The following is a 17131-nucleotide window of genomic DNA, read 5'->3' as shown; positions in this document are numbered from 1 at the left end:
CTATCCTCCTTGTCGCGGGGCCACGATTTCGACGCGATCCCCCTCTTGCAAAGAATTCTCGGCGCGCTGATGCCTGGACACGAATGTCTCGTTCAGCGAGGTGGCCACCTTGGCCTCAGCCTTCCCAAGCTCTTCCAAGAGCGCGGCCAGTGTGGGCGCGCCTGTCTCAAGTGCTTCACCGTTCACGATGATCTTCATACCAAACCTCCGGTATCTTGCCCTTTTGCAACAGGTCCGCCGTCATCTGCGCTAGTGCAGGTGCAAGCAGAAATCCGTGCCGAAACAGACCGTTTACATAAATCACATCACCAATCCGCCGGATGCGCGGTTGGTTGTCTGGAAAGGCAGGGCGTGCATCCACGCCAATTTCCAACAGCTCTGCCTCACCAAAAGCGGGGTGCAGGGCGTAGGCCGCATTCATCAATTCCATAACAGACCGCAGCGTCGCGCGCCCGCGTTCGCCGGTTTCGATCTGGGTCGCACCCAACATGAAGACATTGTCGCCACGCGGCACGATATACAGTGGAAATCGCGGGTGAAGCAGCCGCACGGGGCGCGACAGCGTCGCATCGGGGCAGCGGACCACAAGCATCTCGCCCTTCACGCCGCGCAAATCCGTGAGGGTATCGCGCGCAGCAAACCCGCGGCAGTCGATTACCTGACCGTTGGTATTGCCGCCAAAGCCCACGCCTCTTTGCTCCAGCCGCGCATGCAATCCGGTCAGTGTTGCACGAGGGTCAAGATGTCCCTCATCTGCCAAGAACAGCGCCTTGGAAAAACGTTCCGCCAAAAGCGGCTCGTACTCGGCGATCTGCGTTTTTGTCAGCGATGTCGCGGTCGGCGCACGGCGCGCAAAAGTTGCCAGATCGCTTTGATCGCGATTAAGCGCAACAACGAGCGTGCCCTTGTGATTTACAATCCCGCCTTGGCTTTCCCACCACCCTGCCGCTTTGCGGCCTTGACGCATGATCTCGGGCTCAGCACTCACGCCTTCACAATCGGGCGCCAGCATGCCGCCGGCCCACCAAGAACAGGCATGATCGCCGGGCGCGCCCTTGGGATCAATGAGTGTGACCTGCGCGCCGCGTGACGACAATTCTGCCGCCACTGCCAACCCGCAAACGCCGCCACCCAGAATGGTGAATGGGCCGCTCATTTCCAAAACGCGTGAAAGTGATGAACGGGCCCATGGCCCTGCCCGACGTGCAAGTCATCGGCATGCAAAATCGCTTGATGTAGCCACCTGTGCGCACGCGATACCGCATCGCTCAACGCCATACCCTGCGCGAGACCCGCCGCGATCGCAGAGGAATAGGAACATCCCGTGCCGTGGGTGTTAGGTGTATTCACCCGTGGGGCCGAAAACTCTTGCGTTCCTGTTTGCGAGACAAGATGGTCGGTGCAGGTCTCTCCGTCTGCATGTCCGCCTTTCATCAGAACTGCACCGACGCCATGCTCCAGAAGGGCGGCCGCCTGCGACTGCGTGCTGCCCGCGCCAACCAGTTTCGCCGCTTCAGGCAGGTTAGGTGTCAGCAGGGTCGCGCGTCCGAAAAGTGAAGATTTCAGCGCATTTATCGCATGATCGGCCAGCAGCGTATCACCTGATTTAGCAACCATCACAGGATCAAGCACAACCGGCCCATCATAGCCGGCCAGCGCATCCGCTACGGCTGCGATCAGCGACGGTGTGCCCAGCATCCCGATCTTGATCGCGTCTATATCGATATCATTCAGAACGGCTTTGATCTGCGCAGCGACGACCCCGTCCGGGATAGGATGAATGGCTGTAACGGCTGTGGTGTTCTGTGCGGTAACCGCCGTCACAACGGAGGCGGCATAAACCCCCATAGCCGAAAAAGCCTTGAGGTCGGCCTGAATACCAGCCCCGCCACCAGAGTCGGAACCAGCAATCGTTAACGCCCTTGCTACCATGTCGTAGCCCTCGGTTTAGGGGTCAGGAAGCTGAAGGGAGCAGGACAAAACGGATGCGAGTTCCGCAAGCTGTTCCCTCCGCCGGTCCTAACCGGTTCAGGTTCAATGGGTTTGCAGCTTGTGCATCTCAGCCCGGTTATGGGCACCCCAACAGATATGAGTGCACCTCTAAATTGATCGCGCAGAAGCGTCAAACGGATAAATGACCTCGCGAGGATTGTTCTGAATGTTTACGAAATTGGGCTTCGGAAAAGAAAATTGGTCACGACTATGAATTTTCTACCACGCGACGCCCACCCGCCATGGATATCGCCATTTCCCGCCGACCCGGATGTAAGTCGCGTCCACGTGCCATTTGTCGTTCGGCTTGGGGCGGACGCGCCGGATGCAGGCGGTAAAATCTGCGCCAAATCAATTGACGCAGAGTGGAATGGTTTCCGGCTCACGATGATATGCCGTTCCGCGCAAATGTCTTTGACTGCACTACTCAAAGCAAACCGATGGTATGCCCAGACCGCGTAGGCAATGACCTCACGAAGGGAGCAAAAACCCTTCAGGCGCGGCGGGCGGGATGGAATGTTAACTTGCCACCTGTAGCCGTCTTCGAAACGCTCGCAACTTGGCAATACCGCTCTGGCAGATTACGACAGATGGCAAGACATCACTCATGGCGCCCGTGTAGCTTTGTGAGGCGGCGGGCCAGCCAGCTGTGGGTTTGACCTTAGCACCCTGTCGGAAAGTTATATGCCGGTTCTGAACACGCGGATCACTGCCTTGCAGATAGACAATGCCATCAGGATCGAGGACCGCCGTCATCCTGTCCGCATGCGATTTAAAAATCATCCGCACCGCTATGAACGCGATGCGGCACCAAGTTGGCGTGAGCACAGCCGCCGACACCTCAGATCAACAGTCAAGGAAAGCCGCCACGTCTGTCTGATCTGGCATACGACCCCCGGGCATCGTCACTTTTGCAGCCGCCGCTGCGTTACCAAATTTTGCCGCCGCAACCGCAGTTTCGCCGCGCGCAAGGGCGAGCGTGAAAGCCCCATGCCACACGTCACCCGCGCCCAGAGTATCCACAGCATCCACCTTACAAGGCAAGACCTGCGTCAAGGTTACACCATCATGGCACAAGACCGGGCGCGCCCCGCGGGTAACTGCAACCCAGACACCCAGTTCATGGGCGACATCTGACAGGGCTGCCGCGTCGCAGGCCCCGGCATAATCGCTCAAGCCCTGTTCGGAAAAAATGATGTGGCTCGCCAATGGCAGAGCTTCGTGACACAGGCGCACCGGGCTTTCGGCATCAATCACACCCAATTTTCCGGCCATCCGCGCCGCTCGCAAGATACGAACGGCAGCGCCGGGCCAGCGGGTATCGACCAGGGCGGCATCATGATCAAATTGGATGTCAGGCGTTTCAGGAAACAGTGCTTGCGCGCGGTGGTTGATGATTGTGCGCTCACCGGCATCGCTGACGATCACGGCGGATCGCGCTGTACCCGTGCCCGCTATCGTTTGTAGGTGGTCCGTGCCAATGCCCCGTGCGCAAAGGGTTTCCCGCACATGCGCGCCTAACGCGTCATCGCCGACGCAGCCTTTTAGATCCACACGTCCACCAAGCTTTGCAATCGCAGAGGCTGCCAGCAACGCACCACCGCCGGGCATCATACGCGACATCCGCGCCTGGTGCTTGTTTCCCTCGACTGGGAAACCATCTGTCTCAAATGTAAAATCAACGGTAATCAGACCGGCGCAGAGGATATGGGGCACTGCAAGACCTAAGTGACTATTTTCAACAACAGTCTAACATGTTAGCTTGACAGTCAACGCGCAGCTGGTGAACTTATCAGTATTTACACGGGGGAAAAATGGCCGACATCGGGATTTCAGTGGCACTTTTGACGCCGTTCACTGCTGCCGGTCCAATTGATACTGCTCTTATGGCGCGCCATGCTGCGGATGTGATGGCCGCCGGCGCGCGCGGCGTCACCCTGTTCGGCACCACTGGCGAAGGCGCATCCATTGCGCTATCCGAACGTCCGGCTGTGTTTGGCGCCATGACCAACGCAGGCATCCCGGCAGAGCAGATTTTTGCTGGCATTTGCGCAACATCGACCGGCGACGCCCTAGCGCAAATTGATCAGGCCGCCGCGTATGGAATCAATACATTTCTGCTTCTGCCACCGTTTTACTTTCCCGCGCCCGGCGATGCAGGTCTGCGCGAGTGGCATGCACATGTTTTCGCGCAGGCCGATCCACGGGCCAAGTTCATTCTGTATCATATTCCGCAACTGACCCACGTTCCGTTGTCTTTTGATCTGGTCATCGGGTTGCGCACCGCGCATCCCGACCGGGTGATCGCAATAAAGGACAGCTCTGGTGACTGGGACAACACCGAACGCTTGTTGAAACACGGAAACGTGCCGGTGTTAGTCGGGGATGAACGCCTGTTGCACCGGGCTGTTGCGCTTGGGGCAGCGGGGTCGATCTGCGGTATGTCCAACCTTTACCCCGCCCGGTTGAACACTCTGTTTGCGACAGGACAGGAGGACGCAGCATTGTCGCGCGAGGTGAATGCAGTGGTGGCCGGGCCGGTCGTTCCTGCGCTAAAGACACTGATGGCTGCGCATTCGGGCAATGCCGCGTGGGGCAATTTGCGCGCTCCTTTGTCGCCGCTGCCCGATCCGGACCGCGCCACTCTTTTGTCCCGCTGTAAAACGGCGCAAACTGATGAGTAACAGCTCAGAAAACCGGGCGCGCGATCACGCCTATTCCAGCTTTACCCAAAAACTTCTGTCGCAGGACATCGCACCCGGTCAGATCGTTTCCCAGCGCGAGTTGGTGGAACTGACAGGCATGCCCTTGGGTGCGATCCGAGAGATGATACCACGGCTGGAGGCGGACGGGTTGATCAAGACTGTGCCCAAGCGCGGGCTCCAGGTGTTGAACATCGACCTTGATCTGGTGCGTAACGCTTTTCAACTGCGCCGCATGATAGAAGGGGAGGCAATCGCGCTTTTCTGTGCGCAAGCCAGCACGGCGCAAATCGCCCAAATCGCCACAGATCACCGCACCATTCGCGCACAAGCGGTGGGCGGCTTGCCCGAGGATCTACTGGCAGAAGCGCAAAAGATGGATTGGGCGTTCCACGATCTGGTGGTCGATGCCATGGGCAACCAGATTATTTCTGACATCTACCGGGTCAATGCGATCAAAATCCGCTTGATCCGCAATTCTGATACGCGAATGTTGCCCGAACTGGCCGTGTCGGTCATGGATGAACATCTTGCTGTGGTCGACGCGCTTTTGGCGCGGGACACTGAAGCCGCCGTGACTGCCATGCACGCCCATATCGACAGCGCCAAACGCCGGGCACTTGGCGTATGACCGAATTCTCGCAGGGCTAACCTGCGGAGTACGCGGAAACCACCGCACACCAGAGGAGGAAACTACATGACCCTGAAATTGACCCGCCGCACCTTGATGGCGCTAAGCGTAGCGGCACTGGCCACACCTGCCTTTGCGCAGGATAAGATCACTCTACGCATGTCCACGCCGGCATCCGAGACTGACCAGCGCAGCGTTGCATTGGCAGAGGTTTTCGCGCCTGCCGTGGCCGGCTTTGCGACCTACCAGCCCCATTATAACGCATCGCTGATTGCCCAGAATTCAGAGCTTGAGGCAATCGCATCAGGGGATCTCGAGATGTCGATCGCATCGGCGCAGGAACTGGCGCAGTTCTTCCCCGAATTCTCGATCTTTGCCACCGGTTACGTGCACCAAAGCGCAGAACATCAGGTAGCAGTGTTCAACGATCCACTGATGGATCCGTTCAAGAAAACCGTCGAGGATGAACTGGGCATAAAGCTGCTTTCCGTAATGTATCTGGGCCAGCGCCATGTGAACCTGCGCCAGACCAAAGAAGAACTGACGGTCACCACACCGGCCGATCTGGCTGGCGTGAACCTGCGCATGCCCGGCACCGATGCCTGGCAGTTCCTCGGCAAGGCGCTTGGGGCTAACCCTACGCCAATGGCCTTCACTGAAATCTATACCGCACTGCAAACCGGCAGTGTTGACGGTCAGGATAATCCACTGCCCACGGTCGTCGATGCCAAGTTCTACGAAGTGACAAATCAGGTGGCGTTGACCGGGCATCTGGTTGACCTCAACTACATCGCATTTTCCAAGGCTGTTTGGGACGGTTTGTCGCCCGAGCAGCAAGAAATCGTGCAGACCGCTGCTGATGCTGCCGCGCAAAGCGGGCGGGAAAAGCAGTTGGCCAAGGAACAGGAGCTTGTGTCCTTCCTTGAGGAACAGGGCATGGAAATTTATGCCCCCGATCTCGACGCCTTCCGCACCCATGTGCAGGAGCAATATGTAGGCTCCGAGTTTGCAGCATCCTGGCCCGAAGGCGTGTTGGATAAAATCAACGCCTTGGGCAACTGATTTGAAACAGCGGGGAGAGGCAGTGCGGCTGCCTTTCCCCTTTCCCTGCGGACCTTGCCCATGACGCCCCTTCCTTTTTTGCGCAGCTTTGCCAATGCGGTTGCAGCAGCCATGATGGCGCTGATGTTCCTGACGTTCATACTTCAGATCGCCGTTCGCTATTCTGCACGGGTGGAGGGGATCGCTGCGACCTTTCCACTGCTGGACCCTTCGCTTTATGGCTGGACACTGGAATTCTGCCTTTTGCTCTGGGTATGGCTGATCTTCTGGGGTAATGCTTTTGTGGTACAAAACCGCGACCATGTAACCTTTGACATCCTTTACCTGAACGCCCCACCACCCGTGCGGCGCGGGTTCACCATAGTCGCAGGACTGGCCATTTGCATCGGTTTGCTGGCTTCCATCGGACCCACGATGGAGAAGTTCCACATTCTCCGGCTCAAGAAAACAGCGACGCTCTCGAATTTGCTAGGGGATTGGGTGCGCATGCGCGACATCTATTCAATCTATATCGTCTTTCTTGTCGCGGTTGGAGCGCGCTATGGATACGTCGTCTACCGCGCCGTGCGCTATGGCGTCGATGAACCAAGGCATCCCGAATGAGCCTGGAGTTCGCAATCTGCCTGATCGTTCTATTCGGGCTGGCCGGGATCGGCGCACCCATCGCCTATGCCATCCTTATCTCGTCCTTTGCCTATCTGGCCGTGGCGGGACAGGGCATCGGCATTTCCGGCAAAGTGCTGATGGACGGGCTTTACAACAGCTTCATTTTGCTGGCGGTACCGCTTTTCATCGTGGCGGCCAATATCATGAACGCGGGCACGATTTCGGACCGCCTGCTTGGCTTCTGCGTGGCAGTCGTGGGTCGGTTTCGCGGCGGCTTGGGTCATGTGAACGTTGTGGCGTCCCTGATTTTTTCGGGGATGTCCGGCTCTGCCGTGGCGGATGCAGCCGGAATCGGCAAGATTATCATTCAAATGATGACCAAGTCAGGCCAGTACCCGCGGGGGTATGCCGCCGCGATCACGGCCGCCTCAGCGACCATCGGGCCAGTCATACCACCCAGTATCCCGATGGTGCTTTACGCATTGGTCTCGAATACATCCATCGGCTACCTCTTTCTTGGGGGGATTCTGCCGGGTGTTCTGATGGGGTTGGTGCTGATGGGTATGAACACCTGGTTGGCACATCGACGGGGGCTTGCACTGGAAACACCGGTGCCTTTATCCGAACTACCTGGCCGGACCATCAACGCCTTTCCGGCGTTGTTGATGCCCGCGATCCTGCTTTACGGCATCTACGGAGGTGTAACGACGCCCACAGAGGCCGCCGCAGTGGCCGCGTTTTATGCTTTGGTCTTGTCGGCACTGTTTTACCGCGCGCTCAGCCCGTCCGCCTTGTTCCGTATTCTGGTGGAAAGCGCACGGTCCTCAGCGGCGGTGGGCCTCGTCATCGGCGGCGCGTTGATTCTCAATTACGTGGTCGCGTCAGAGAACATTCCAAGCCTTCTTGCTGCGCACCTCACGGGGCTGAACATTTCACCACAAGCCTTCATGCTCGGGGTGATGTTGCTCTTGTTGCTCCTGGGCTGCGTGCTGGATGCGACCACGATCATTCTGGTCATCATCCCGCTGTTCTTGCCCACCTGCCGAGAGCTGGGCATCGATCTGGTACACTTCGGCGTGGTGGCCGTCATCAACTGCATGATCGGCATGATAACCCCACCCTACGGAATATTACTCTTCGTGATCAACGCAGTAACACAAATCCCTCTGTCAGAGATCATCGGTGCCGTCTGGCCTTTCCTGCTGGTGCTACTGGCCGCTCTTTTGTGGTTGGCACTGGCCCCCGGCGTCGTCCTGTGGTTGCCGCGCCTCTTTGGATACCCAGCCTGAAAACGGTGCAACACGCTCGTGCGGGGTTCCGCACAGTGCGGGCAAGTGATCCGCCATCCTTGCAATTCACTCCACGGGATTGGCAGCAAACCAATGTCGGTGCCAAATACAGGCATCCGGACCTCAGCCAAGCTGTCGGTGATCTGTTCGGTCCCGCTTTCGATCGCGATGCCCGGGACGTGCCAAAGAGACAAAACAATTCACCATAAAACCGCCGTTCTCCGGGGCGGCTTACCATTTCCGTGGCCAAGACCGACGCCTCCAGAACCCCGGACCGGCGATCAAGATGTGGCGGATGCTGATCACGGAAGCGTTGCATGATGATGGCCTTGCCCATCCCGCTGTCGCCATGCCCCGCGATGGGTGCCATGCGGCGCCTTCCGAATGATGAAGGCGCGCCGCTAGACAATGGATGGCTTGGTTCGCGCGAGGGTAGCGTGACAGATGCGCCGCAGCGATTGATCCTGACGCGCAGGGACTTAGCTTGAACAATTATGAGAAAACGTAAGCTTGAAACCCATCTCGAAGCATGGCGGCACGACCCGCGCGCAGAAGGCCTTGAGCGACTGCTGCGCGCAGCGTTCAGCCCACCCCCGGGGCGCGCACGTATTGCGACGGCGCTGGCCATGGGGCTCGCCACACATCTGAGTTTTGCGGCGGCGGTACTGGCGATGATCGTTTCGATGTTCTTTGGCCTGAGCACGAGCCTTGGGCAAGTACCACACCCGTGGAGCTGGATCGCAAATATGGCCCTGATCCTGCAGTTTCCGCTGCTGCATTCTCTGCTGCTTACAAAGCGCGGTATGCGGGTTTTGTCGCGTATGATCCCCGGGGCCCACGGCGTGACACTCGCGACCTCGACCTACGCGCTGATCGCGTCTGCTCAGCTGCTGATGCTGTTCACCCTCTGGACACCATCGGGGGTTGTCTGGTGGCGTGCTGAAGGCTGGATCTTTGGCGTGAGTTGCGCCGCCTATGGGGCGTCGTGGCTGCTGTTGCTCAAGGCCAGCTTTGACGCCGGAGCCGAAGTTCAATCGGGCGCGCTGGGATGGATGACCTTGCTGGGAAAAATCAAGCTGCGCTTTCCCGACATGCCGACGCGCGGACTGTTCCGGGTGATCCGCCAACCGATCTACGTCGCATTCACCCTGACGCTCTGGACGGTGCCGGTCTGGACGCCCGATCAACTGCTCCTGGCAGCCTGCCTCACGGCTTATTGTCTGCTGGCACCGCTCTTGAAGGAGCGCCGCTTTGCCGCGCGCTACGGGGCGCGATTTGTACATTACCGTGACAACACCCCATATGTCTTACCGAGGATTGCCCGCCATGACCCGCAATGATCTGACGATTTATGACGACGTCGCGGCGCAGTGGTGGTCGGACGACATCCGCTGGGTACGCACCCTCAAGGCAATGGTGCCCGGTCGGCTGGCATTTTTTGACCGCAAGATTGACTGGCGCGACAAGCGCGTTCTGGATCTGGGATGTGCCGGCGGGTTCATGGCCGAGGCCCTGTGCGAGCGCGGCGCAATCGTGACCGGGATCGACCCGGCAGCACAGGCCATTGATGCCGCGCGCGAGCACGCTGAACTTGACGGTCACGACATACGCTATGATGTCGGCAAAGGTGAGACATTGCCCTACGCCGACGATAGCTTTGACGCAGTGGTTTGCGTTGACGTTCTGGAGCACGTGGAAGACCTTGATCTGGTACTCAGCGAGGTCGCCCGGACACTGGTGCCGGGTGGTATGTTTTTTTTCGACACAATCAATCGCAACCCGCTGGCACGGTTTGCCACCATCACAATGGCCGAGGACATTCTGCGGCTGTTGCCAAAGGGCACCCACGATCCGGATATGTTCATCAAACCGGGCGAGTTGCACGCGGCGCTAGGCAGGGCGGGTTTTGTGCCAGGGCGATGACAGGCCTTGGTCCGCGCGGGGTGAGCCTGCGGGGGGATCTGCGGTTCGGACGTTTGCCGCTGACGACAATCATTTACATGGGAACGGCACAGAACGGGGGGGCACATAGATGATGACTGCGGCACTTTTGATGACGGCGCTGCTCTTCGGGGGCATGATACTCTATTCCTTTGGCTTTGCGGCTTTTCTCTTCTCGGCCTTACCCGCAGAAGTGGCAGGCCCAACGCTGCGCAAGGCCTTTCCGCATTTTTACCTCTTTGTAATTGCAGGGGCCACGTCCGCCGCCGTTCTGACGTATTTTGTCAGCCTGCCTTTGGCGTTGGTTCTGGGTGGGATTGCGCTCACGACTGTGCCCGCGCGCCAGATCCTGATGCCCGCGATCAACCGTGCGACCGATACCGGCGCAAAGTCATCGTTCAAGTGGCTTCATGGGCTGTCTGTACTGCTGACGCTTGCACATATCGTAATGGCAGGTGTGGTAGTGTCGCTGCTTCCGGGTTCGGTGTAGCGATGTGGGTCCTGAATTTCGAGGTGGGTTTGGCTGCAGGGCAGAGCGCACAGCGAATGGCCGCTCAACCCGACGTGGCTCACAATAGCAAGTTACAAGATGTCAGGTTGGTGGAGATTTGGCTTTCAGGGCTCGGAATATAAATCTAACACTCCGGCTTGCGCCCTGTCTTTCCCCAACACCGCCGGGTGATTGAACGTATCCGACCTCGGACCAGACCCAAATCGTGGAGCGCTTCTGATGCGAGCCAATGCAATTTGAAGGTGCCGAAGGGGTCACGCGCACTGAAGCGTATTGCCTGTCGATACATTGCAATCGAGCGTGCACAATTGGCCCGCAAGGCTCTCAAACCGCAGGATCAGATTTATCACCATACCGCGTCAAATGATCCTCTATGTACATGGCGAGGCAAGTCCGCACCGCGAATTGCCACTTCCTTGGAAACCAGGGATGAATTTTCGCCATCAGGGACTTTGGGACAGGCGGCTGTCTGATATGAGATGCAGTCAGGTCGAAAGATCGCTTCCTGTTTCAGGACACCAACGTTTTTGGCATGCCGCAAGGCCTCGTGAATTGGGCAATCGAAACATTGTTTGCCGATTGGATACGTTGCGGTGCGCGCGCGATCAGATTGGTCAGATCATTGGCACCCATCCAGATTAAATGGTCTTCCTCGGTCACCTGTTGATCCGCGTCCAACCAACTTCCGTGGTCACAATGATTGTACCCGTAGCGCAAATGGGCCCCTTTCGCGGCCAATCTTTGGGGAACAAGCGCAAAGACAAATGCCGGGTTCCATGCGCCAACCATGATCTCAAGCAAAATGCGCGACAGCATGGACGTCGCACCTTGGCTTCGCGGACCGCCGAGGCCGCTGGCACGAAGCCAGAATTCGCCATGATAACAGACTTTTCCAGTGATCGTCTGCAGTGCTTCCGGACCTGAATAGAACGTGCAATCCGGGTCAGGCGTGGAGCCGGGTGTGATATACTTGTGGCGGTGTGTTTTCAGGTGCTGATCGAGTGAAATACCTTCAAGATCGAGAAGGCGCACGGCCTGTGTATGGATCAACTCCCCATCCGGGTTGAAACCGCAGACCCAGAAGCCATTGCCTTGGTCGATATACGAACTGGCGACATCGAACATGGGATAAATCGGGCCGCGATTTGACAGTTGGCTCCTCAGACTGCGGAATTTGGCGAAATCATCCCCAATTTCCACACGGATTCCCATCTGTTCCAGATCGCTGAAGATTCCACGTAGGTTCGTTATCAGTTCAAATAGTTTACTCGGTAACATCTGCATCAGACTGACTCTCTCTCTTCTCTGATTGGCCATTAACCTTGTAATCGCTGGTTAGTTCCGCTTAAGTGTCGCTTTTTGCGCGCCCGATATCGGTCGAGCTTATGAACCTTTTTCCCGCAATTCAGGCTGCTTCTTTTCGAAACGGTGAACTGATTTTCAAAACACCGGTGCGCCAGCGCGCCACATGCCTTCGAGCGTCTCTCGACATCTGAGGTACAGTCCGCGCAACATGATTTGACGTCGCTGCCATCCTTGCTTCAAAACACGTTCATTACTTTCTCTTCATATTTCGAAAAACTTTAAACAAATACGGTAAGATTTGTTTTTAGTTAACTGCACGACTTCGTCGATTGGCTGAAAGCTCACGGACTACAGCTCCTAAAATACATGTTCGGGGCAGTATTTTTTCGCAATTGATCAACGCGGAATTGTTGGCGAACATGGAGCGAAAACAGTCGGAGTCTTAAGCGGTATGCGCAACCTTTGTGCTCGGCCGATACGGGATCATATGCGTTAACCGAAGTGCTGTTCGACGCAACCTTGATCTCACGGATGAAAAACTGTCGTCTCTTTGTGCTTTTCGGGCTGGACGCTCGGGCGTGCATTGACATGAGCGTAAGGAACGGTTGGGTTGGCGGTTACAGCCTCCACCTATGCGGCTCCGCCTTTACGGTTCTCGATCCAAAAGTCCGGAGATGGATATGGCTGAGTGACGAGTGGACCTTGCTCTCGAAGACTTGCCAAAAGCTGCGCTGCCCCGAGCGGTGTGTGGAAGTTCCTTGTTTGGCAGTCACCGGCCCAGCCCTTCTCCAGCGCGGGCAATGCCAAATAGAGGTGAGTGGGTGTCCAAGCCGCCAGATGATGCGAGGAGGTGGTCAGTGTCCTGAAGACCACGCCAGGTTCGTGCCTATTCAGGTCATGAAGGGCTGGTTGAGGTGCGGTATCAGCGGAAAGAGGTTCGTTCGGTGGTCCGCTTTCCTGAAAGCGCTGCATCTCTTTCAGTGCTTGGCTTTCTGACGCAATGCGGGTCTTTTCTGCAATTTCCACCCCAACGCCATGTAACGAGGATGACCGCAACCAAATTAACAGAAAAAAATGCGATCGGATTCTACATCTGAAGGGGCCGGATCAGGGAGCTGTGTTACCGTCTTTACCAATAGGGATGAAATCACCGAAAGCGTGGAAGGCGTTTGGGAATCTTAAAGCGCCATGCAAACATCTGAATTATGTAACGCTGCCTGAAATCAAAGATTTCAAAGCGTTACGTGGTGCATGATGTTTCAGGTATTTCGTCAGATGCTCTGGGTCACTGGCCAGGTCACTTGAACTTTGAAAGTTCGTTATGGCTGTATCCTCCTTGGACATAGTAAACTGCCAAGATCACGAGTAAGTTGGCGGGTCATACGTATCGTTTTTCAATGGGCGCACGCGCTTCGACCATTTGCATGAACATATGTGCAAAAGCGTGCCCTATGCACATCATGTATTTTTCGGGGGAATTTGCTTGCATCGTCGAGAGATACATAACAGAGGTTTTATTAGGTTTGGCGGTGACCTACTCTCCCACGTCTTAAGACGCAGTACCATCGGCGCTAAGGCACTTAACGGCTGGGTTCGGGATGGGACCAGGTGCTTTGCTCTCGCTATAACCACCAAACCATATAAAACCTCTGTGTCCAAGTCACGTACAACAATGTATGTGTATGCTTTCGAACCGAATAGAAGTCTTACTTCTACTGGATCAAATCAAGCCTATCGAGCAATTAGTACCAGTCAACTGAACGCATTGCTGCGCTTACATCTCTGGCCTATCGACGAGGTGGTCTACCTCGGCTCTCAGGGATACCTTGTTTTGAGGGGGGCTTCCCGCTTAGATGCCTTCAGCGGTTATCCTTTCCGATCATAGCTACCCAGCACTGCTATTGGCATAACAACTGGTCCACCAGTGGATCGTTCACCCCGGTCCTCTCGTACTAGGGGCAACTCCTCTCAAGTATCCTACACCCACGGAAGATAGGGACCGAACTGTCTCACGACGTTCTAAACCCAGCTCACGTACCTCTTTAAACGGCGAACAGCCGTACCCTTGGGACCTGCTCCAGCCCCAGGATGAGATGAGCCGACATCGAGGTGCCAAACACTGCCGTCGATATGGACTCTTGGGCAGTATCAGCCTGTTATCCCCGGCGTACCTTTTATCCGTTGAGCGATGGCCCTCCCACTTGGGACCACCGGATCACTATGGCCGTCTTTCGACTCTGCTCGACTTGTCAGTCTTGCAGTCAGGCTGGCTTCTGCCATTGCACTCAACGAGCGATTTCCGACCGCTCTGAGCCAACCTTCGCGCGCCTCCGTTACGCTTTAGGAGGCGACCGCCCCAGTCAAACTACCCACCACACAAGGTCCCGGATCCGGATAACGGACCGCGGTTAGACATCAAGCAGAACAAGGGTGGTATCTCAAGGGAGGCTCCACGCAGACTGGCGTCCACGCTTCAAAGCCCACCACCTATCCTGCACATGTTCGGCCTAATGCCAGTGTGAAGTTGTAGTAAAGGTGCACGGGGTCTTTCCGTCTAACCGCGGGAAACCTGCATCTTGACAGGTAATTCAATTTCGCTGAGTCTATGTTGGAGACAGCGGGGAAGTCGTTACGCCATTCGTGCAGGTCGGAACTTACCCGACAAGGAATTTCGCTACCTTAGGACCGTTATAGTTACGGCCGCCGTTTACCTGGGCTTCAATTCAGAGCTCTCACCCCTCCTTTTAACCTTCAGGCACCGGGCAGGCGTCAGACCCTATACGTCGTCTTGCGACTTCGCAGAGCCCTGTGTTTTTAATAAACAGTCGCCACCCCCTGGTTTGTGCCCCCAGCCAATACTTGCGTAGAAACTGGGCCTCCTTCTCGCGAACTTACGGAGGTATTTTGCCGAGTTCCTTCAACATAGTTCTCTCAAGCGCCTTGGTATTCTCTACCAGTCCACCTGTGTCGGTTTAGGGTACGATCTAGCGATGGAGCTATTTCCAGGAACCCCTTAGCCGCCCATTCAATCCGATAAGGATGAACGACCTTCGGGATCCGTCACTTCCATCTGGCCCAGGAATATTAACCTGGTTCCCATCGACTACGCCTTTCGGCCTCGCCTTAGGGGTCGGCTTACCCTGCTCAGATTAGCTTTAAGCAGGAACCCTTGGACTTTCGGCGAGAGTGTCTCTCACACTCTTTGTCGCTACTCATGTCATCATTCTCACTAGTGATCTCTCCACCGGATCGCTCACGCGCCGGCTTCACAGAAAACTCCACGTCTCCAATTTCCCCGAGGGGATCAAGGAGACATGGAATTATGTCACACTACGCTCTGCTACCATGCAATAAATGCATCCTAAGCTTCGGCTCATGGCTTGAGCCCCGTTACATCTTCGCCGCAGGACAACTTATTTAGACCAGTGAGCTGTTACGCTATCTTTAAAGGATGGCTGCTTCTAAGCCAACCTCCTGGTTGTTTTGGTCGTCCCACCTGCTTTCCCACTTAGCCATGAATTAGGGGCCTTAGCTGTAGGTCAGGGTTGTTTCCCTCTCCACGACGGACGTTAGCATTCGCCGTGTGTCTGCCATCTAGTACTCCTCGGTATTCGGAGTTTGGTTAGGATCAGTAAGCCTGTGGGGCCCCATTACCCATCCAGTGCTCTACCCCCGAGGGTATTCGGATGACGCTCTACCTAAATAGATTTCGCAGAGAACCAGCTATCTCCGAGTTTGATTGGCCTTTCACCCCTAGGCACAGCTCATCCCGATCCTTTTCAACGGATGTGGGTTCGGTCCTCCAGTAAGTGTTACCTTACCTTCAACCTGGCCATGCCTAGATCACTCGGTTTCGGGTCTGATCCCACGAACTCGACGCCCTATTAAGACTCGCTTTCGCTGCGCCTACACCTAACGGCTTAAGCTTGCTCGTGAGACCAAGTCGATGACCCATTATACAAAAGGTACGCTGTCAGGGCGTAAAGCCCCTCCAACTGATTGTAGGCGTTCGGTTTCAGGTACTGTTTCACTCCCCTCGTCGGGGTGCTTTTCACCTTTCCCTCACGGTACTGGTTCACTATCGGTCAGTAAGGAGTACTTAGCCTTCGAAGGTGGTCCTCCGATCTTCAGACAGAATTTCACGTGTTCCGCCCTACTTAATACGTCCAATCATGCTTCTTATACGGGACTATCACCCACTCTGGTTGCGCATTCCAACGCATTCTAACCACACTCATGGCTCGGCTGGTCCCCGTTCGCTCGCCGCTACTAGGGGAGTATCAATTGATTTCCTTTCCTCCGGGTACTTAGATGTTTCAGTTCCCCGGGTTTGCCTTTATAACCCTATGTATTCAGGTTACAAATACCTGTTTTACCTCATTATTAGCTGCACCGAAGTCCAATAATAACAAAGTATCAGGTGGGTTGCCCCATTCAGAAATCCATGGATCAAAGGTTATTCTCACCTCCCCATGGCTTATCGCAGAGTATCACGTCTTTCATCGCCTCTTACTGCCAAGGCATTCACCAAACGCCCTTTTCGCGCTTGATTTGATCCAGAAAAAGAAAGACTGTCGTCTATCGCGGCCGTCTCAGCTGGTAACTAAAAGATGGCCTTTATTCTGAACCAAAAGCATACTTTTTCCCGCCTGGTTCATTCGAACCAGACAAAGAGTAACGTATATAGCAAACCATCCGTGCAGGAGGTAAGCATCGTTACTCGGGTTAGTGTACTTGACTTGGACAACACGTTCGTTTCAGCAGGGATATCCGTAACGCAGCGAGGAAGCACCGGGTCACAAACCTTCCACCGGAGTGGAACCAACTGAGTTCTTAGCCATACTCGGCAAGAACAAACTGTGTTGTTTGTTACTTCAAGATTACTCTTAAAGTAACTGTATCTCTCTTTACGATGTCAATTCCGTTCAATCCGGTGGATTGTCACGGAGACGTCCGATTGGACGGCTAAACACTCTGAAGTGCTTAGCGATCTAATCGAGTGTTATGGTGGAGCCTAGCGGGATCGAACCGCTGACCTCCTGAATGCAAATCAGGCGCTCTCCCAGCTGAGCTAAGGCCCCATAATATCCCG

Annotated in this window: 14 protein-coding genes, 1 tRNA gene, 2 rRNA genes, 2 pseudogenes and 1 riboswitch; of the genes and pseudogenes, 8 read left to right on the top strand and 11 right to left on the bottom strand. The window is 55.9% G+C overall.

Annotated features, from left to right (window positions below; all coding sequences use genetic code 11):
- The 5 genes and pseudogenes from thiS to RD1_RS03410 form a co-directional block, all read right to left on the bottom strand.
- The gene (thiS, locus tag RD1_RS03425; RefSeq protein WP_011567054.1) at window positions 1-198 is read right to left on the bottom strand and encodes a sulfur carrier protein ThiS; all 198 of its coding nucleotides are present in this window, start codon (window positions 196-198) and stop codon (window positions 1-3) included.
- Window positions 176-1156: an FAD-dependent oxidoreductase gene (locus RD1_RS03420; protein WP_011567053.1), complete on the bottom strand. Its 981-nt coding sequence runs from the start codon at window positions 1154-1156 to the stop codon at window positions 176-178. The genes thiS and RD1_RS03420 overlap by 23 nt, the downstream gene beginning before the upstream one ends.
- Entirely contained in the window at window positions 1153-1932 is a 780-nt protein-coding gene (gene thiD / locus RD1_RS03415; protein ID WP_011567052.1) for a bifunctional hydroxymethylpyrimidine kinase/phosphomethylpyrimidine kinase, read from the bottom strand. The genes RD1_RS03420 and thiD overlap by 4 nt, the downstream gene beginning before the upstream one ends.
- Before the next feature lie 56 nt (window positions 1933-1988).
- Window positions 1989-2092, bottom strand: a riboswitch (TPP riboswitch).
- A gap of 182 nt (window positions 2093-2274) precedes the next feature.
- A pseudogene (locus RD1_RS21240) lies at window positions 2275-2558 on the bottom strand (hypothetical protein); the annotation flags it as partial.
- Window positions 2559-2838: 280 nt separating this feature from the next.
- Entirely contained in the window at window positions 2839-3708 is an 870-nt protein-coding gene (locus RD1_RS03410) for a PfkB family carbohydrate kinase (protein WP_011567051.1), read from the bottom strand.
- Between the two features lie 98 nt (window positions 3709-3806).
- Between RD1_RS03410 and RD1_RS03405 the strand changes: the two genes are divergently transcribed.
- The 5 genes from RD1_RS03405 to RD1_RS03385 all read left to right on the top strand — a co-directional run bounded on the left by RD1_RS03405 (window position 3807) and on the right by RD1_RS03385 (window position 8282).
- Complete coding sequence (locus tag RD1_RS03405) at window positions 3807-4676, top strand: dihydrodipicolinate synthase family protein (RefSeq protein WP_011567050.1); 870 nt, start codon at window positions 3807-3809, stop codon at window positions 4674-4676.
- Window positions 4669-5325, top strand: coding sequence for a GntR family transcriptional regulator (locus RD1_RS03400; protein WP_011567049.1), 657 nt, complete (start codon window positions 4669-4671; stop codon window positions 5323-5325). Before RD1_RS03405 ends, RD1_RS03400 begins: the two co-directional genes overlap by 8 nt.
- A 66-nt stretch (window positions 5326-5391) precedes the next feature.
- Complete coding sequence (gene dctP, locus RD1_RS03395; RefSeq protein ID WP_011567048.1) at window positions 5392-6387, top strand: TRAP transporter substrate-binding protein DctP; 996 nt, start codon at window positions 5392-5394, stop codon at window positions 6385-6387.
- Between the two features lie 60 nt (window positions 6388-6447).
- Entirely contained in the window at window positions 6448-6990 is a 543-nt protein-coding gene (locus RD1_RS03390; protein WP_011567047.1) for a TRAP transporter small permease, read from the top strand.
- The gene (locus RD1_RS03385; protein WP_011567046.1) at window positions 6987-8282 is read left to right on the top strand and encodes a TRAP transporter large permease; all 1296 of its coding nucleotides are present in this window, start codon (window positions 6987-6989) and stop codon (window positions 8280-8282) included. The genes RD1_RS03390 and RD1_RS03385 overlap by 4 nt, the downstream gene beginning before the upstream one ends.
- Here RD1_RS03385 and RD1_RS21430 read toward each other — a convergent pair.
- A complete protein-coding gene (locus RD1_RS21430) occupies window positions 8170-8601 on the bottom strand; it encodes a hypothetical protein (protein WP_367682876.1) in 432 nt (143 codons plus the stop codon). The genes RD1_RS03385 and RD1_RS21430 overlap by 113 nt on opposite strands.
- A gap of 307 nt (window positions 8602-8908) precedes the next feature.
- On the opposite strand from RD1_RS21430, the gene RD1_RS03380 reads away from it, so the two are divergent.
- From RD1_RS03380 to RD1_RS03370, 3 genes and pseudogenes are all read left to right on the top strand, one after another.
- A complete protein-coding gene (locus RD1_RS03380) occupies window positions 8909-9622 on the top strand; it encodes an isoprenylcysteine carboxylmethyltransferase family protein (protein ID WP_245897350.1) in 714 nt (237 codons plus the stop codon).
- Window positions 9609-10318 (top strand): annotated as a pseudogene (ubiG, locus tag RD1_RS03375) (bifunctional 2-polyprenyl-6-hydroxyphenol methylase/3-demethylubiquinol 3-O-methyltransferase UbiG). The gene RD1_RS03380 and the pseudogene ubiG overlap by 14 nt, the downstream one beginning before the upstream one ends.
- Entirely contained in the window at window positions 10315-10713 is a 399-nt protein-coding gene (locus tag RD1_RS03370) for a DUF4149 domain-containing protein (protein ID WP_011567042.1), read from the top strand. Before ubiG ends, RD1_RS03370 begins: the two are co-directional and overlap by 4 nt.
- Window positions 10714-11244: 531 nt before the next feature.
- Here RD1_RS03370 and RD1_RS03365 read toward each other — a convergent pair.
- From RD1_RS03365 to RD1_RS03345, 5 genes are all read right to left on the bottom strand, one after another.
- Window positions 11245-12051 (bottom strand): hypothetical protein, encoded by an 807-nt coding sequence (locus RD1_RS03365; protein WP_245897179.1) that lies wholly within the window; start codon window positions 12049-12051, stop codon window positions 11245-11247.
- A gap of 618 nt (window positions 12052-12669) precedes the next feature.
- Window positions 12670-13065 (bottom strand): hypothetical protein, encoded by a 396-nt coding sequence (locus RD1_RS20895; RefSeq protein ID WP_143090241.1) that lies wholly within the window; start codon window positions 13063-13065, stop codon window positions 12670-12672.
- 495 nt (window positions 13066-13560) lie between these two features.
- Window positions 13561-13675 (bottom strand): 5S ribosomal RNA (gene rrf / locus RD1_RS03355).
- Between the two features lie 85 nt (window positions 13676-13760).
- Window positions 13761-16591 (bottom strand): 23S ribosomal RNA (locus RD1_RS03350).
- A 453-nt stretch (window positions 16592-17044) separates the two neighbouring features.
- Window positions 17045-17120, bottom strand: a tRNA-Ala gene (locus RD1_RS03345).
- Window positions 17121-17131: the final 11 nt, after the last annotated feature.

Origin of the sequence: Roseobacter denitrificans OCh 114 (assembly GCF_000014045.1) — a bacterium.
Classification (GTDB): domain Bacteria; phylum Pseudomonadota; class Alphaproteobacteria; order Rhodobacterales; family Rhodobacteraceae; genus Roseobacter; species Roseobacter denitrificans.
Note: the sequence above shows the minus strand (reverse complement) of the source record. Positions and strands in the feature narration are given on the sequence as shown.